Below are 16127 nucleotides of genomic sequence, written 5' to 3'. Positions count from 1 at the left end.
CACACTATTTACTCCCTAACGCCTTTGCAAGGGTTTTAATATTGTATTCCATCAGGGTGAAGTAGTCTTCTTTATTCTTGATATCATCCGTTGTTAATATACCTAAATTATGAAGCATTAACGAATCGGCACCAATTTCTTTTCGAACGACATCTGTCAGTTTTGAAGAAACATTTTGTTCGAATAATACATATTTTATATCATTTTCTTTCGCATTGGAAACAAGTTCAGCAAGTTCTTTTTGTGACGGTTCACTTTGCGAATTTAATCCGGCAATAGCCACTTGCTCCAGTCCGTAAGTTTCAGCAAGATAACCAAATGCAGCATGTGAGACGAAAAATGTCTTGTTTGGTGCATTAGAAGCCATTTCAATAAACTCTCGATCTAGTTTGAGTAAATCATCACGCAAAGATTGGAAGTTTTTCTCGAATTCTTCTTTTTTATCAGGAGCCGCTTCGATTAGGGCTTCTTTGATTGAATAAGCAAGTGCATCACTTAAAACTGGAGAAATCCATACATGGGGATCCATTGGCCCGTGATTATGTCCATCGTGGTCAGCTTCTTCTTGTGCATGGTCGTCAAGATTATCTTCTTCTTCATGTGCGTGTTCATCATGTTCGTTTCCATCGTCATTGTCGTGACCTTCACTTTCTCCCAACATATCTTCTGGAATATCTTCTGCAGTCGCGACCATTTTGACATTTTCGTTGGTCAGCGTTTTTTCAGCGTTTTCTACAAAACCTTCAAGACCTAATCCGATGTAGAAAAATAAATCTGAATCTGCAAGTGCCATCATGTCTTTTTGCGTAGGGTCAAAAGTATGTTCATCAGCCCCTGGTGGATAAATAGACTGCACATCGACCGCGTCACCGCCAATTCGTTCAGTGAAATATTGAAGTGGATAGACAGTTGTGAACACTTTTATTTTGTCATTCTCCTTTTTTGGTAGATCCTTTACTATCTCTTTGTTTCCACAAGCAGCAAGAAATAAAACGGTAATGACTGATAAAATAAAAACAAGTTTTTTGTTCATTATAATAATTCCTCCTTATTACTAAATAGTAACGGTTACGATTTGAATTCTTATTTATCATACAAGACTGTTTTAAATTTAGCAACATAAAAATAAAAAAAGATTCGACATCAAAGTCGAATCTGCATTACTTTTTGATTTTATCAGGTACAGGGTCAAATCCACCTTCGTGAAATGGATGGCATTTTGAAATGCGAAGTGCAGCAAGCCATGAGCCTTTTAATGCACCATGCTTGTCAATCGCTTCTATGCCATAATGTGAACAAGTTGGATAAAATCTACAAGACGGTGGTGTCAGTGGTGAAATGGTTCTTTGATATATTTTAATTAAAAACATGAGTATTATTTTCATTTATTTCACCCTAATCGTTTTCTATATGTTTATTATATAAGCTAATGTGGTAAACATAAAGAGAGAGGTACTATATAAAATTGAAGGAGATGTTTTTTTTATGTCAACAGCATTAATTAAAGAACTGAATACTCAAGTTTCTACATGGTCGGTTATGTATACAAAGCTACATAATTATCATTGGTATGTAAAAGGACATCAATTTTTCACATTGCATGTAAAATTTGAAGAATTATATGATGAAGCGACTTTGCATATGGATGAGATTGCTGAACGCATATTAACACTTGGAGGCGATCCTGTTGCTACTTTGAAAGAACATTTGGATCAATCAGTTGTAAAAGAAGCGACTGGAAAAGAAAAAGCAGATCAAATGGTATCGTCAATTGTTGATGACTTTGATAATATTATGAAATCGTTAAAAAAAGGTATGGAAGAAGCAGCAAAAATCGGTGATGATATGACTGAAGATTTATTGAACGCAGTTTATCAAAGTATTGAAAAGCACCAATGGATGCTCAATGCTTTTCTTGGAGAAGATAATAAGTAAAAGTTATGCGATTCCTTTCGATAAAACCCTTTAAAATATAGTGTACTTACCGATATAAGGACTGTCAAAGGAGGTATGAGCTATGGATATGAATTCCATTATGGCGAGCCAACTTAGAAGTTTACAGTCAACAGTGCAAATGAGCGTATTAAATAATGCGTTAAATATGAACAAAACAGCTGCAATTGAAATGCTAGGTACTCTTCCAGACCAGCCTGTTGCTGCTCATCCTCATAAAGGCACTTCGATTGATGTGAAAGCATAATAAAAAAACATGCATCTCCATAAAAGGAGATGCATGTTTTAATTTGTATTGACCATGCTATACAATAAAAAGGATGGTTTTGCATGGGAAAATCAAAATTATATGTGTCCGTTACAAATCACAAAGTCTATAGTCATCCAGATGTTTCGCCTTGGGATTATGAAATCGCGATAAACAATGATCATGTCCCAATATTTCACAAACTGTTTAAACAGATTAGTCATTTAGAAATGCGTAATTTTTACAGGGCGCATTTACCTTATGTGCCTTATCATTATGATAAAGATAATCATGACATTGATTTACGAACTAAAAAGGTTTATGCTTTAATTCATGAATATTCTGATAATAAAACTAAAAGGTTTATTGAACAACTGCCGTATTTTCGGTGAAAGTGAGGATTTGTATGATATCTTTTAAAGATTTAAATCGATTTGATGTGGATTTAACGTTTGAAGAAAAATGCTTTAATCCTGATGCCGGCCATGTCCTCGTTGTTTTGAAACATGAGGGCAAGTGGCTGCTCACTATAAACCCAAATCGTGGAAATGAATTTCCAGGTGGGAAAAGGGAAATTGGAGAAACGATTGAGGAAGCCGCAATTCGTGAAACGTTTGAAGAAACAGGTGTAACAATAACTAATATTAAAGTATTTGCCCAGTATATAGTTTATGATACTGAACCTTTCTATAAAACAGTATTTACTGGGCAAGTGTTACATAAGAGTGAAAATTATGAGAGACATGAAACAGATGGTGCGCTTTGGTTAACGGATAATGAACTTGATAAAAATGACAATTTAAGTTTCTTTATGAAGGACGAAGGAATGGAAGCCATTCGAAAATGGGTGATAAATAATGATAAATAATGGTGAAATAGTTCGAAGTCGTCCATATCCATCACCAAATCCGACGATTATACTTTATGAAAAGGTGTATTTATCGAATGGGGTAAAAGTAAAAGGTTTATTAGCTGTACCAATTAAGGAAGGATCTTACGAAGGTATAATATACTTACGTGGCGGTATACAACATGTCGGTATGGTACGTCCGGCAAGAATTGCTCAAATTGCAGCGCAAGGTTTTGTCGTTTTCGCACCTTATTATCGTGGGAATCGAGGGGGAGAAGGACGGGATGAATTTGCGGGTGATGATCTTTTTGATGCTGTCAATGCGATTGAAGTTCTAAAGCAGTGTACTAAAGTAAATCGAAATCGGATTCATCTTTTTGCATTTTCACGTGGCGGGATTATGGCCTTGTGGACTGGAATTTTAAGGGATGACATTACTTCAATTGTTACATGGGGCGGCGTTTCCGACATTATTTTTATGTATAAAGAGCGAAAAGATTTGCGCCGAATGATGAAACGTGTGATAGGAGGAACACCTAATAATAACCCGGATGCCTACCGGGAACGAACCGCATTATTTCGAATAAATGATATTACTGCACCCGTACTTATTGTTCACGGAATACTTGATACAAATGTTTCATTTGAACAAGCTTTATTACTTGAAAATGCTTTACTTGATAAAAAGAAGGTAGTTGAAACGAGGTATTTCCCAAAATACTCACATTATATACCGCCCGTTGAGAACTTAAATGTTTTAAAAGGAGTATGCGCCTGGATGAAGGCACAATAAAATTAATAAAACGTCATGTATTAAAATACATGACGTTTTTTTATTATGCTATTGGTCCGCCTTTTTCAGAGATATCTTTTGAAACATTACCGAACTTTTTAAAGTTTTCTTGGAATAGATTCGAAAGCTCTTTAGCTTTTTTATCATATTCCTCACCATTTGCCCATGTCTTACGCGGGTTAAGTACTTCTGAAGGTACACCAGGAATCTCTTTTGGCATATGCAAGCCAAATATTGCATTTACTTCGGTTTCAACATTATTTAACTCACCATTTATTGCTGCACGAACCATTGTACGCGTATATTTTAAGTTCATACGGCTTCCCACGCCATAAACACCGCCAGTCCAACCAGTATTTACAAGGTATACTTGTGCATCATGCTCATCAATTTTATTACCAAGCATTTCAGCATATACAGTTGCATGTAGTGGTAAAAATGGTGAACCAAAGCATGTTGAGAATGTTGCTTCAGGTGCCGTAATTCCACGCTCAGTACCAGCAAGTTTTGAAGTATAACCACTTAAGAAATGGTACATAGCTTGCTCTTTCGTTAATTTTGAAATAGGTGGGAAAACGCCAGAAGCATCAGCTGTTAGAAATACAATTGTTTTTGGATGCCCTGCAACAGATGGCACGACAATATTGTCGATTGCATCAATTGGGTAAGCAGCACGTGTGTTTTCTGTTAATGAAGTATCGTTATAATCAGGAGTACGTGTAATTGGATCTAGCACTACGTTTTCTAGAACTGCACCAAATCGAATCGCACTGAAAATTTCTGGTTCTTTTTCTTCTGAAAGCCCAACACATTTCGCATAACATCCGCCTTCAATGTTAAATACGCCATTGTCAGACCAGCCATGTTCATCATCACCAATTAGTTTACGATTGCCATCTGCAGATAAAGTAGTTTTACCAGTACCAGATAGACCAAAGAATAAAGCGACATCGCCATCTTCACCGACGTTTGCAGAACAGTGCATTGGCATAATATTATTTTCAGGTAGTAAATAGTTCATAACTGAGAAGATTGATTTTTTCATCTCGCCTGCATACTCAGTTCCACCAATAAGTACAATTTGCTTTTCTATATTTACAATAATAAAAGTTTCTGAATTGGTTCCATCTACTGCTGGATTAGCCTTAAAAGATGGTGCTGCAATAACTGTGAATTGTGCTTTATGAGACGCCAATTCTTCCTCAGTTGGACGAATAAATAATTGATGTACAAAAAGGTTTTGCCACGCATATTCATTTACAACTTGAATCGATAACCGTGATGCTGTATCTGCACCAGCAAATCCTTTAAAAACATATAATTCGTCTTTTTTACTTAAGTGAGCAATTACTTTTTCATATAATGAATTAAAGACTTCTATAGAAATTGGACGGTTTATATTGCCCCAATCGATTTTGTCTTTAGATGTTGCTTCTTCGACGATATACTTGTCTTTAGGTGAACGGCCAGTATATTTTCCTGTACGTGCTGCTACTGCACCATCCGCTGAAAGTGCAGCTTCTCCACGTGATACTGCTTTTTCTACAAGTTGTGGAACTGAAAGTTGTGTGTGCACATTTTCGCCTGAAAGAAGATTTTTAAGCTCGTCATTAACGCTAACTGAGATCATATTTGTTTACCGTCCTTTACTTGATTTCCCATTTACTTGGGTGTCTTTGTTGATTAACATCCTATTCTTGAATTAGTATAACACATTTAAATTAATTTACTATAATAATTACATCTTTCACATTTTATACATAAAGAAGTTTGACATATTTCGATTTATTACGTAATATGTATTAATGAACGGATACTCTTATCCTGAGCTGGTGGAGGGGCAGCCCCTGAGAAACCCGGCAACCTGCAATAACATTTACTGTTAGTGTATAGGTGCCAAACCTGATGCAAGGTGCAAATCCTTGGACGATAAGAGTGAAGGGTGCTTACAAACATACGCCTTTCCTCATGTGTTTTACGTGAGCGGAGGGCTTTTTTGCTACGATTGCCCTTAAACCTCGTGTACGTAACTCGTAATGGTTTGGAAATCGATCCCCTGTAAATCAGGTGTTACATGGGAAAGTGAGTACCGTATCAATCTCGTAGGTTATTAGGAGGAAATCATATGACGAACCGCCGACTTTTTACATCGGAATCAGTGACAGAGGGACACCCAGACAAGATGTGTGATCAGATTTCTGATGCTATTTTGGATGCGATATTAGAAGAGGATCCAAATGCTAGAGTCGCTTGCGAAACAACTATAACTACAGGACTTGTTCTTGTTGCAGGTGAAATTTCTACAACTACATATGTCGACATTCCGAAAGTAGTTAGAGAAACAGTAAAACAAATAGGTTATACTAATGCGAAATATGGCTTCGATTGTGAAACTTCTGCTGTTTTAACTGCAATCGACGAACAATCTGCAGATATAGCTGCAGGTGTAGATAATGCCCTGGAAGCTCGTGAAGGATCAATGACAGATGATGAGCTTGAGGCAATTGGGGCAGGGGATCAAGGATTGATGTTTGGATACGCTTGTAATGAAACTCCAGAATTGATGCCTCTACCTATTAGTATGTCACATAGGCTAGCACGGAAACTTGCGCAAGTGAGAAAAGAAGGTATTCTTACTTACTTACGTCCGGATGGAAAAACACAAGTAACAGTTGAGTACGATGAGGATAATAAGCCGCAACGTATTGATACAATTGTTATTTCAACACAGCATGATCCTGATGCTACGCTTGAAGAGATTAAGCGTGACATTCGAAAGTATGTTATCGAACCAGTTGTTCCAGCTGAATTACTGGATGCAGAAACGAAGTATTTCATCAATCCTACTGGCCGTTTTGTAATTGGTGGTCCGCAAGGTGATGTAGGCTTAACAGGTCGTAAAATTATCGTTGATACTTACGGTGGTTATGCACGACATGGTGGTGGTGCATTTAGTGGGAAAGACGCGACTAAAGTCGATCGTTCCGCTTCTTATGCTGCTCGTTATGTGGCAAAAAATATTGTCGCTGCAGGACTTGCTGAAAGCTGTGAAGTTCAACTTGCTTATGCAATCGGTGTCGCACAACCTGTATCTATTGCAGTTGACACATTTGGAACAGGCACAGTCGAAGAAAGTAAACTTGTTGAAATCGTTCGCGATCTATTTGATTTACGCCCGTCAGGAATTATTAAAATGCTTGATTTACGTCGTCCGATATACAAACAAACGGCTGCATACGGTCATTTCGGTCGGACGGATATCAGTCTACCGTGGGAGCAAACAGATAAAGCTAATTTGTTAAATGAAAAAGTAGCTCTGTTAGTTAAATAATTGTACGCAGGTAGTGAGGGGAACCTCCTATCTGCGTTTTTTGATTTCTTTTAGACTTGTGCAAGTAGTTTCGTGCAAACTATAGTGCTTTTTATATTTTCTGTTTTTCAAAAACAAAAAGAGTTGAGTGGATATTATCCATTCAACTCTTTTTAAGTAATAGATTACTTTTCTACTGCTGATTTGTCATGCATTGTTCCGTGTGAAGCAAGATTCGTATGCCATGAAAATGCTTTTTCTAGAATATGTGGCGTTTGACCACCTCTAGCTTTCGCTTCTTCAAAGTAAGCTCTTGCTTGTGCCTTATAGTCAGGGTGAACACAATTTTCAATAATACGTTCTGCTGCTTGAGTAGGTGCAAGTCCACGAAGGTCTGCATAGCCTTGTTCAGTAACGATTACATCTACATCGTGGTTTGTATGGTCAACATGCGAAACGAATGGAACGATTGTAGAGATAGCTCCACCTTTTGCTGTTGACTGTGTTACGAAAATAGAGATTCTTGCATTTCGAGCAAAGTCTCCAGAACCGCCAATTCCATTCATTACTTTCGTTCCACTTACATGAGTAGAGTTTACGTTTCCGTAAATATCAACTTCCAACGCAGTGTTGAAAGAAATGATTCCAAGTCGACGAATAACTTCCGGATGGTTAGAAATCTCTTGTGGTCTAAATACAATTTTATCTTTATATTTAACTAAATCTGCTGCTAAATTATCTACGCGTTTCTTAGAAAGTGAAAATGCTGTCGCTGATGCAAATTTAACTACTCCTGCATCAATTAAATCAAAAACACCATCTTGTAGAACTTCTGAAGCAACTACAATATCTTTAAAGTTTGAATTTTTCATCCCATTAAGTACTGCATTCGCAACAGAACCAACACCTGATTGTAATGGAGCCAATTCTTCAGTTAAACGGCCTGCTTTAACTTCTTCTTCAAAAAAGTGTAATAAGTTATTAGCGATTTCTTGCGTCTCTTCGTTAGGTTCGAATAGTGGAGATGGGATATCTGGTTCTTCAGATAATACGATTCCACGAACTTTACTAGGATCTACACGAATACCTATTTCACCAATGCGTGTGCCAATATCATATACTGGAATTGCTTCACGCTCACTGCCTTGGTCTTTAGGAATATAGATATCATGAAGTCCTTCATATTCTTTTGGAGCAGATAAGTTAAGTTCAATAATTACATGTTTAGCTTCTTGCACAAAAATTGGAGAGTTTCCAACTGAGCCTGTTGGAATGATTAAACCATCTTCAGTAATTGCTGCAGCTTCAATAATTGCATAGTCGATTGGACCAAGAACGCCTTGACGAATAAGTTCTGCTGAATGTGATAAATGTTGATCGATATAAAATACTTCACCAGTATTGATTTTATTACGTAAAACAGGGTTACCTTGATAAGGAATACGCATATTAATAATTCCTGCTTCAGCCATCGATTGGTCAGCAGCTGGCCCCATAGAAGCGCCAGTATACAGGTTTACTTTGAATTTTTCATTTTGTCCTCTATTTGCTAAAGCTTGTGGAAATACTTTTGGTTCTCCGAAAAGTGTAAAACCACTCATACCTAGTGTCATTCCATCTTCAATCCATGATGCTGCTTCATCTGCTGATACTACTTTGCCTTCAAATGCAGCATTGCGAATAACTTTACTAAGATCTTTCTCCACGTCATCATCCACCTTATATCATTTTGTATCTAGTATATCAGTAATAGAGACTTAATTAACTATTAAGTGACTGAAAGGGCTTTTATTTTGACTAAAGCAAGATATTCACTACATAAAGAAGTAAATTTTGTTATTGCTAAAAATGAACAGCATTAAAAGTTTAGTAATTTCCTAAAGTAACTTGCATAACTTTGACTTACGGGAATCTTAGTTTTCCCCGACATAACTAAGAGAAAAGTAGAGTGCGAATCAGGAAGTATTTCTTCTATATGATTGATATTTATTATATAAGAACGGTGACACCGTATAAAAGTATCTACTGGCAATGATGATTCAAGTTCGCTTATATTATATCTATGTGTACAATTTTCAATTGTAGTATGGACATTTGTTTTTCTATTTTGTGCTTCCAGATAAATGATATCTTTGAAATGTATGGGTAACCAGCGGTCAGAAGATTTAACTGTTAAAAAAGGGGAGACCAATAACTGTGGTTTTCGGGGATAGATGGATGTAACTGCTCCCTCAACAATTCCATCCTTAAAAATTGGCACAGCAATACCATAGTATTGTACGCCGAAAATTTGGCTATCTCTTTCCTCTGAAATTCTTTTTTTATTTTGTAACGCTTTAAAAGTTATCGTTTCCTTATGAATTTCATCCCCAACTTGAATCCCTAAATCAACTTGCTTACTTGGTTTATAATAAATAATTTTTTGTTGATTGGTTATGATAATGGATGTTCCTTCTAATGAATGCTCATTCAAGCCTTCCATTAATAAACAAACCGTCATTGGATCCATGATGATTCACCTCGTGTACTTTATAGGTTCATTATACCATAAACTTAGTAATGCCAATTGTGAAAAGCGTAATATGTAGATTGCTATTTCACTAGCACGCCTTCTTTTTGTAATATTTTAGTGCTATAATATTAAATAATGCAAAAAAATGGTATTTATAGGAATTTAAAAATAACTTTAGAACTATAAAACATTTTTTAGTATTTTCAAAAAATAGGGGGATGAATGATGAGAATTACAGTTGTTGGAGCGGGACATGGTGGAACAACGATAGCAGCGGATTTAAAACAGAAAGGTCATTATGTAAAGTTGTTGAAAACGTCGCAGGGTTTGCATAATGAACATTTTGATTTACTTAAAAATAATGCTGGCGAAATTAAAATCATGGAAGGTACTAGACATACATCTGTAAAATTAGATGATGTCACAACAAATGTAGAATCTGCGATTACGGATGCGGAGCTAATTATTATTTATGTACAGACAAATTATCATGAACAAGTGATTAAGCGTATAATACCTTTCATGAATAAAGATCAAATTGTCCTATTAGAACCCGGATATTTATCAACTGCTTACTTTTTAAAGCATAATCAAAAGGGACTAGACTTTACAATTGTTGAAGCGCAAAGTTCACCTATTGATTGCAGAATAATTGAACCTGGGCAGGTAAAAGTTTTGTATAGGAATGTAAGAAATCCTGTCGCGATTTTTACAAAGAAAGATTCTTCTGTTATTCAGAAAAAGTTGGATGAGCTAAAATACAATTTTGTTTATCTTGACTCCATAATAGAAGCAGCGCTTCATAATCCGAATCTCATTGTCCATACGATTGGCGGAATTATGAGTATCCCTAGAATTGAATACACTGACGGAGAATATTGGATGTATAAAGAAGTATTTACTCCACATGTATGGAACTTAGTTGAAAATCTTGATAATGAAAAAATGAATGTACTTGAAAAAATAGGTGCAAAAAGAATGCCCTATGTAGATGCGTGCAAATTTCGAAACTCTGAAGATTTAACATTAGATAGTAAAGCGGTATTTTTAGATTATGCGAAGAATAGTTCACCTGAAGGTCCGCTAGTTCCAAATTCTAGGTTCATAACAGAAGATGTTCCAGAAGGATTAGTATTACTAGAATCATTGGGAAAGATGTTAGATATTGAAACGCCGACATGTACGGGTTTGATTAATATTGCATCTGCTGCATTGAATAAAAACTTTAGACTGAATGCTAGAACTATAGATGATTTTGGAAAAGAAAACTTAGACCAGATTATTGGCGCGCTGAGACCTATTAAACCCTCAAAAATTGTATAGATTTAAATAACTTATTAAATCTTTAATACACACTTCTCACTTTACATCGACTATTTACCTCAGAACATACACAACAAAGGAGATCAACGATAAAAATTCGTTGGTCTTTTTCCGCTTTCCACCTATCACTTATAGTATTTGTAATACTCTGACTGTATAGTATCATAGTTATTAAGGATAATATGGAAAGGATGGATGGTATGTTAACATTCGGAAATATTATTAGACAAAATGCTTTAAAATATGAGGGAAAGCCAGCAGTTATTTTTAAAAACACAATACTTACTTATGGTGAATTAAATGTAAGGTCTAACCAACTTGCAAATGCATTTAAATCGCAAGGTTATCAAAAAGGGGACAAAGTATCTGTTCTGATGAAAAATAATGCTGTATATGTTGAAATTATAGTAGCACTTTCAAAAATAGGCGTAGTAATTGTGCCAATGAACTACCGATTAATTGGAACAGACATCGATTATATAATAGAGAACTCGAATAGTCGGGGAATTATTCTTACTTCTGATTATGTAGAAGAATTGAACTCATTGGAGAGACTTAAGCAGTTGGATACGATTTTAATTGTGGGAGAAGTTGAACATGAATTGACGACCGATTATGAGGATTTTATGTTAGGAGCATCTGTTAGTAACCCGAATATTGATGTGTTAGAGGAAGACATTTTCTATATGGGATATACTTCTGGGACGACCGGTAAACCAAAGGGTGTCGTTATTTCACACCGTTCACGTATTCTGACAGGCATGGTAGCAGCTTATGAGTATAAAATTGATGAATCAGATATCCACCTTGTCGGAGGCCCTATTTATCATGCTGCTCCGTGGATTTTCTTAGTCATGCAACTTATTGTAGGTGGAACTGTCATAATTCATGAAGCATTTCAGCCGGAAAAAGTATTAGAAGACATTAGTAAATATAAGATTTCCAATACATTTTTAGCACCTACTATGTACAGCTTTTTAGTGAATATGACAGAAGAACAGGATAAGAAATTTGATAAATCATCAATCCGGGTCCTAATTTCGGCTGGATCACCACTTGCGACTAAGTTAAAACAAGATATACTTAATTATTTCGCAGAGGCAGATTTACATGAATTTTATGGTTCGACTGAATCAGCCATCACGCTAAACATTAAACCGAAAAATATTAGAAATAAAGAGCGTAGTGTCGGTTTACCTTTCCCATTTGTTGAATGTGCTATTTTGGATGAAAATAAAGAATCAGTCAAGCCAGGAGAAATAGGGGAGCTCTATTTTAAAGGACCATATCTTCTTGATGAATACTATAATAATCCAGAAGAAACAGCTGCTTCATTCTATAACGGATACATTTCTGTTGGAGATATGGCGATGCAGGATAAAGATGGATTTTATTATATCGTCGATCGAAAGAAAGATATGCTTATTAGTGGTGGTGTGAATATATATCCGAGAGATGTTGAAGAAGTTTTGTATATGCATCCGGATATATTAGAAGTTGCAGTCATTGGCGTTCCAGATTCAATTTGGGGTGAGGCTGTCAAAGCAATTGTTGTGACCCGTGATGGTGTGAGTTTGAACGAGCAAGATGTCATCGATTTTTGCGAAGGGAAAATAGCCGGATATCAAAAACCTAAATCAGTAAATTTTCTTTCCGCACTTCCACGTAATCCTTCAGGTAAAATACTTAAAATAGAATTGCGAAATGAGTACTGGGAAAGTGATACAACAAAAATATAAATGTAAGCATCTATTCGCCAAATTTCCATCAACCGAATGAATTGCCGCCTACACTTTTATTTAAACACCTAATAAGAATAAAACGATTGGGATAGTTGCAATACTTATAATTGTTGTTATTAAAGTTGTGAAAGAAACTAGATCAGGCTCGGTTCCAAATTGAATGGCGAACATTGTTGTGTTTGCTGCTGCCGGCATAGCAGATTGGATAATAATAACGCTTTTTAATAAATCATTTATTGGCATGAAATATAAAATAATAACGGCAAAAATTGGCGATGCTAGCATTCTAATAATGACAACTGCAGAAACATATTTATAAACGACTTTTTTTCTAGTAATAACTGCAAGTTGCATGCCGAGAACGAGCATGACAGTCGGTATAGATGCATCTGCTATCAAGCTAATGCCCTCCGTTAACGTTTTCGGTACTGTAACACCTATTAATTGAAGTATGACTCCAAGAACTGCTGCATGAATGAGGGGCATTCGAATAACGCGTTGAAGTGACTCGCGAAGTGTAGCGTTTTGCTCGCCTCCCATAGAAGCGAAAAAGATTCCAACTGTATTCATTAACAAGGATTGAAAGACCATCATAACAACCGCATAATCAAACCCGATTGAACCAAATGCGAAGAGGACAACCGGTGCACCGTAATTGCCACTATTCATAAAAACGCCACCTAGAATCATAGCTGATCGTTCCGATTTGGTAGCTTTCATAAAGTGTGATGTAATCCAAACAATAATGAGTAGAATAAGTGTAAGTGCTAAACTGAAAAGGACGATATAAAAATAATCCATTGTCAATTCGTTTGAATAAAATGTTCTAAATGCTAAAAAAGGAGACATCAAATAAAGGGCTGCAGTTGAAATAGATTTGATGTCAAAACTAAATATTTTTTGTCCTATGTAACCAATAAAAAAGATTAGGAAAACGGGTAAAATAATCATTATTAAGTCCAAAATGAAATCATCTCCAACTAACTTATCTTTTAATATCATAGCAGAAATCGTAAAGATGAAAACAACAATCTAGAAATGAGATACTTAGCTAAATTGTTGTTTCGGTATTTGTGAATTATAAATAGTAATTATTACTTGTTTCAGCATATTCCATAGCTAAGTCTAGCAATTTTGAAGTGTAAGTAAAAATGATTGAATAGACAACTAATTTTATGAAAGGAACATATAACAATAGATTATTTTTGTAAACTTTTATAGTATTGACCCTTTTCTGCATACTCTTTTACGATACGCTTCATATCTGCTATATCATTAATGGTGAGTTCTCGTACGATCTTTACTGGATTGCCAAATGCCAGTGTGTTTGGTGGAATCTTTTTACCTGGTGGAACGAGACTACCTGCACCTATAAAAGAGCCTTCACCAATTACAGCGCCATCTAGAATAATTGTACCCATACCGATAAGCGCACCCTTTTTAATTGTGCAACTATGTAGTGTGACTTGATGTCCGATAGTCACTTCGTCCTCTAAAACGAGTGGGAGATTGGGACTTTGATGTAGACAGCTCAAGTCCTGGATATTTACTTTTTTACCTATTACTACTGGCGCGACATCCCCTCGAATGACCGCGTTGAACCAAACAGATGACTCTTCGCCAATTGTTACATCACCTGTAATTGTCGCATAATCGGCGATGAAAGCGGAAGGATCAATTGCCGGTACTTTATCTTGATAAGGATAGATCATGACTTCTCCTCTTTTCTTTCAATAGTGTATAATAATCATACCAAAGCTTAAGGTAAAAAGAATTTAAATTAATTATAGCCAAAATATATTTAAGGGGGAATATGCCATGTGGAAATGGGAAGCGGAAGGTCAACCAAAGGCAGTTGTAGCAATTGTACATAGTGCTTATGAACATAATAGCCGTTATGCATGGTTTATCCAGCGTTTACGTAATAGCAATTTTCATGTTGTAATGGGTGATTTACCGGGACATGGGTCAAAATCATCTGGAAAAGTTCATGACGAACATTTTGAATCATATCTCCAATATGTAAAAGATTTGATTAACATCGGAATAGATGATGGATTACCGTTATTTATAGTCGGACATGGTCTTGGCGCTACGCTAGTCATGAGGATTTTACAAATAGAGAAAATTGAATGTGCAGGAGTTATCCTGAGCTCCCCGTGGTTACATCTGCAACATCAGCCACCAAAATATTCAAGTATGCTCACGAAATTAACTTCATCAATGAAAGTGGAACATGAGGTTAAAATTGAACAATTAACTCGTAACTATGACCTTTATATAGAAGCGCGTGAAGATGTACTTTATAATCCAGTAGTTACTGCAGGTTGGTTCAAAGAATTACTAAATATGATGAAATTAGTAAGCCAAAGTGAAAAAACAATTCAAAATGTACCGGTATTACTTCATGTGGCTAGTGAAGATAAGATTACTTCAATTGCCTATGCAAGAGAATGGCTAGTAAAGCAAAATTTGTCGGAATTTCATTTTAAAGAATGGAATCGTTTATACCATGATGTTTATCAAGAACCCGAGCGTGAAGAAGTATTTTCGTATACCGAATCATTTATGCATACAGCTTTAAAATCATTGGGTTATATTATTTAGGGAATAGATAAGTTTACAAATCTAATAACGATTTAGTGTTAAAATACCCAATGGAGAAAAGTGCCACTGTAAATATATTAACTGCTAGTGAATTATCATCAAATGAGATGAATTACTCTATACATAACTTCCGAATGTGGGAGTGAATCAACTGTCGAACAACTTAACGCGATTCATGATGTAGCAAGTGCAGCTGACAAAATATCTAGCCTAAGCGACAATTTTCATGAAACAATCAGTCATTTTAAAGTTTATTGTAATTGTCGGGAGCAAAGAAAATATATAAGAGGAAAAGAACTTGTTTCTTGGATAAATTCCAAAATAATTAAAGTACTTCCCCTTACATTTTTGGGTTCTTTGTCAAAAATCACTTGACTATACGTAGGAAATGGCGTTGGTGAAGAATAATAGCCAACCATAACTTAGTTATTGTAGGGCTACCCAAGAAGTCAGTAAAGCTGATTTTTTAGGATAGTCCTTTTTCATATAGTCTTCCATGTATTCCGTTGTTTTCCGTTCCAGATGGACGCTTTCCGCGGGCGCGGCTTCAGCCTCCTCGTCGCGAAAAGCACGCTCCTGTGGGGTCTTCAGCTCGCGCTGTTCCCGCTGGAGTCGCCATCTTGCACTACAAACAACTAGTATTGCACTTGAGAATTATATAAAAATAGACAAAAGACTTTCAAGCCTATTAAATTCTCATAAATGTTGCGCAGCGTCAAAATGGGATTGTCCTTGTTCCTGCTGTTTAACCGATGGTTTTAACTTGAAGTGTAATAGAATCCGTTTTCTA

At 36.0% G+C, this 16127-nt stretch carries 16 protein-coding genes and 1 riboswitch; of the genes, 9 read left to right on the top strand and 7 right to left on the bottom strand.

The window, feature by feature from the left end; all coding sequences use genetic code 11:
* Positions 1–4: 4 nt before the first annotated feature.
* Entirely contained in the window at positions 5–1033 is a 1029-nt protein-coding gene (locus AC3RV6_RS13630; protein ID WP_489746577.1) for a metal ABC transporter solute-binding protein, Zn/Mn family, read from the bottom strand.
* A 127-nt stretch (positions 1034–1160) separates the two neighbouring features.
* Positions 1161–1385, bottom strand: coding sequence for a membrane protein insertion efficiency factor YidD (gene yidD / locus AC3RV6_RS13625; protein ID WP_489746576.1), 225 nt, complete (start codon positions 1383–1385; stop codon positions 1161–1163).
* Between the two features lie 100 nt (positions 1386–1485).
* On the opposite strand from yidD, the gene AC3RV6_RS13620 reads away from it, so the two are divergent.
* The 5 genes from AC3RV6_RS13620 (at position 1486) to AC3RV6_RS13600 (ending at position 3843) form a co-directional block, all read left to right on the top strand.
* Positions 1486–1935 carry a Dps family protein gene (locus tag AC3RV6_RS13620; protein WP_489746575.1) on the top strand — a complete coding sequence of 150 codons (450 nt, stop codon included), beginning with the start codon at positions 1486–1488 and terminating at the stop codon, positions 1933–1935.
* A gap of 82 nt (positions 1936–2017) precedes the next feature.
* Positions 2018–2200 (top strand): putative motility protein, encoded by a 183-nt coding sequence (locus AC3RV6_RS13615; RefSeq protein WP_489746574.1) that lies wholly within the window; start codon positions 2018–2020, stop codon positions 2198–2200.
* An 83-nt stretch (positions 2201–2283) separates the two neighbouring features.
* The gene (locus AC3RV6_RS13610) at positions 2284–2592 is read left to right on the top strand and encodes a transposase (protein WP_489746573.1); all 309 of its coding nucleotides are present in this window, start codon (positions 2284–2286) and stop codon (positions 2590–2592) included.
* A gap of 14 nt (positions 2593–2606) precedes the next feature.
* The gene (locus tag AC3RV6_RS13605) at positions 2607–3068 is read left to right on the top strand and encodes an NUDIX domain-containing protein (RefSeq protein WP_489746572.1); all 462 of its coding nucleotides are present in this window, start codon (positions 2607–2609) and stop codon (positions 3066–3068) included.
* Entirely contained in the window at positions 3058–3843 is a 786-nt protein-coding gene (locus tag AC3RV6_RS13600) for an alpha/beta hydrolase family protein (RefSeq protein WP_489746571.1), read from the top strand. The genes AC3RV6_RS13605 and AC3RV6_RS13600 overlap by 11 nt, the downstream gene beginning before the upstream one ends.
* Positions 3844–3886: 43 nt before the next feature.
* Here AC3RV6_RS13600 and pckA read toward each other — a convergent pair whose 3' ends face one another.
* Positions 3887–5473: a phosphoenolpyruvate carboxykinase (ATP) gene (gene pckA / locus AC3RV6_RS13595; protein ID WP_489746570.1), complete on the bottom strand. Its 1587-nt coding sequence runs from the start codon at positions 5471–5473 to the stop codon at positions 3887–3889.
* A 186-nt stretch (positions 5474–5659) separates the two neighbouring features.
* Positions 5660–5779: riboswitch (SAM riboswitch) on the top strand.
* Positions 5780–5968: 189 nt separating this feature from the next.
* Here pckA and metK point away from each other — a divergent pair.
* Positions 5969–7174, top strand: coding sequence for a methionine adenosyltransferase (gene metK / locus AC3RV6_RS13590; protein ID WP_489746569.1), 1206 nt, complete (start codon positions 5969–5971; stop codon positions 7172–7174).
* Positions 7175–7338: 164 nt separating this feature from the next.
* Here metK and scpC read toward each other — a convergent pair whose 3' ends face one another.
* Both scpC and AC3RV6_RS13580 read right to left on the bottom strand, forming a co-directional pair.
* Positions 7339–8859 carry a succinyl-CoA:acetate CoA-transferase ScpC gene (gene scpC / locus AC3RV6_RS13585; protein ID WP_489746568.1) on the bottom strand — a complete coding sequence of 507 codons (1521 nt, stop codon included), beginning with the start codon at positions 8857–8859 and terminating at the stop codon, positions 7339–7341.
* A 152-nt stretch (positions 8860–9011) separates the two neighbouring features.
* The gene (locus AC3RV6_RS13580; protein ID WP_489746567.1) at positions 9012–9662 is read right to left on the bottom strand and encodes a LytTR family DNA-binding domain-containing protein; all 651 of its coding nucleotides are present in this window, start codon (positions 9660–9662) and stop codon (positions 9012–9014) included.
* Positions 9663–9887: 225 nt separating this feature from the next.
* Between AC3RV6_RS13580 and AC3RV6_RS13575 the strand changes: the two genes are divergently transcribed.
* Complete coding sequence (locus AC3RV6_RS13575) at positions 9888–10988, top strand: NAD/NADP octopine/nopaline dehydrogenase family protein (RefSeq protein WP_489746566.1); 1101 nt, start codon at positions 9888–9890, stop codon at positions 10986–10988.
* Positions 10989–11188: 200 nt separating this feature from the next.
* Positions 11189–12727 (top strand): class I adenylate-forming enzyme family protein, encoded by a 1539-nt coding sequence (locus AC3RV6_RS13570; RefSeq protein WP_489746565.1) that lies wholly within the window; start codon positions 11189–11191, stop codon positions 12725–12727.
* Between the two features lie 60 nt (positions 12728–12787).
* Here the strand turns inward: AC3RV6_RS13570 and AC3RV6_RS13565 are convergent, their stop codons facing one another.
* Together AC3RV6_RS13565 and AC3RV6_RS13560 are read right to left on the bottom strand one after the other, a co-directional pair.
* Positions 12788–13693: an AEC family transporter gene (locus AC3RV6_RS13565; protein ID WP_489746564.1), complete on the bottom strand. Its 906-nt coding sequence runs from the start codon at positions 13691–13693 to the stop codon at positions 12788–12790.
* 236 nt (positions 13694–13929) lie between these two features.
* On the bottom strand, positions 13930–14442 hold the full coding sequence (locus AC3RV6_RS13560; protein WP_489746563.1) for a gamma carbonic anhydrase: 513 nt from the start codon (positions 14440–14442) through the stop codon (positions 13930–13932).
* Between the two features lie 106 nt (positions 14443–14548).
* On the opposite strand from AC3RV6_RS13560, the gene AC3RV6_RS13555 reads away from it, so the two are divergent.
* Entirely contained in the window at positions 14549–15337 is a 789-nt protein-coding gene (locus AC3RV6_RS13555; RefSeq protein ID WP_489746562.1) for an alpha/beta hydrolase, read from the top strand.
* The last annotated feature ends 790 nt before the right edge of the window (positions 15338–16127 follow it).

It is taken from the genome of Sporosarcina sp. So3-204 (assembly GCF_058068165.1).
The sequence above is the reverse complement of the archived record's forward strand: the minus strand, read 5'-3'. Positions and strand labels throughout refer to the sequence as shown.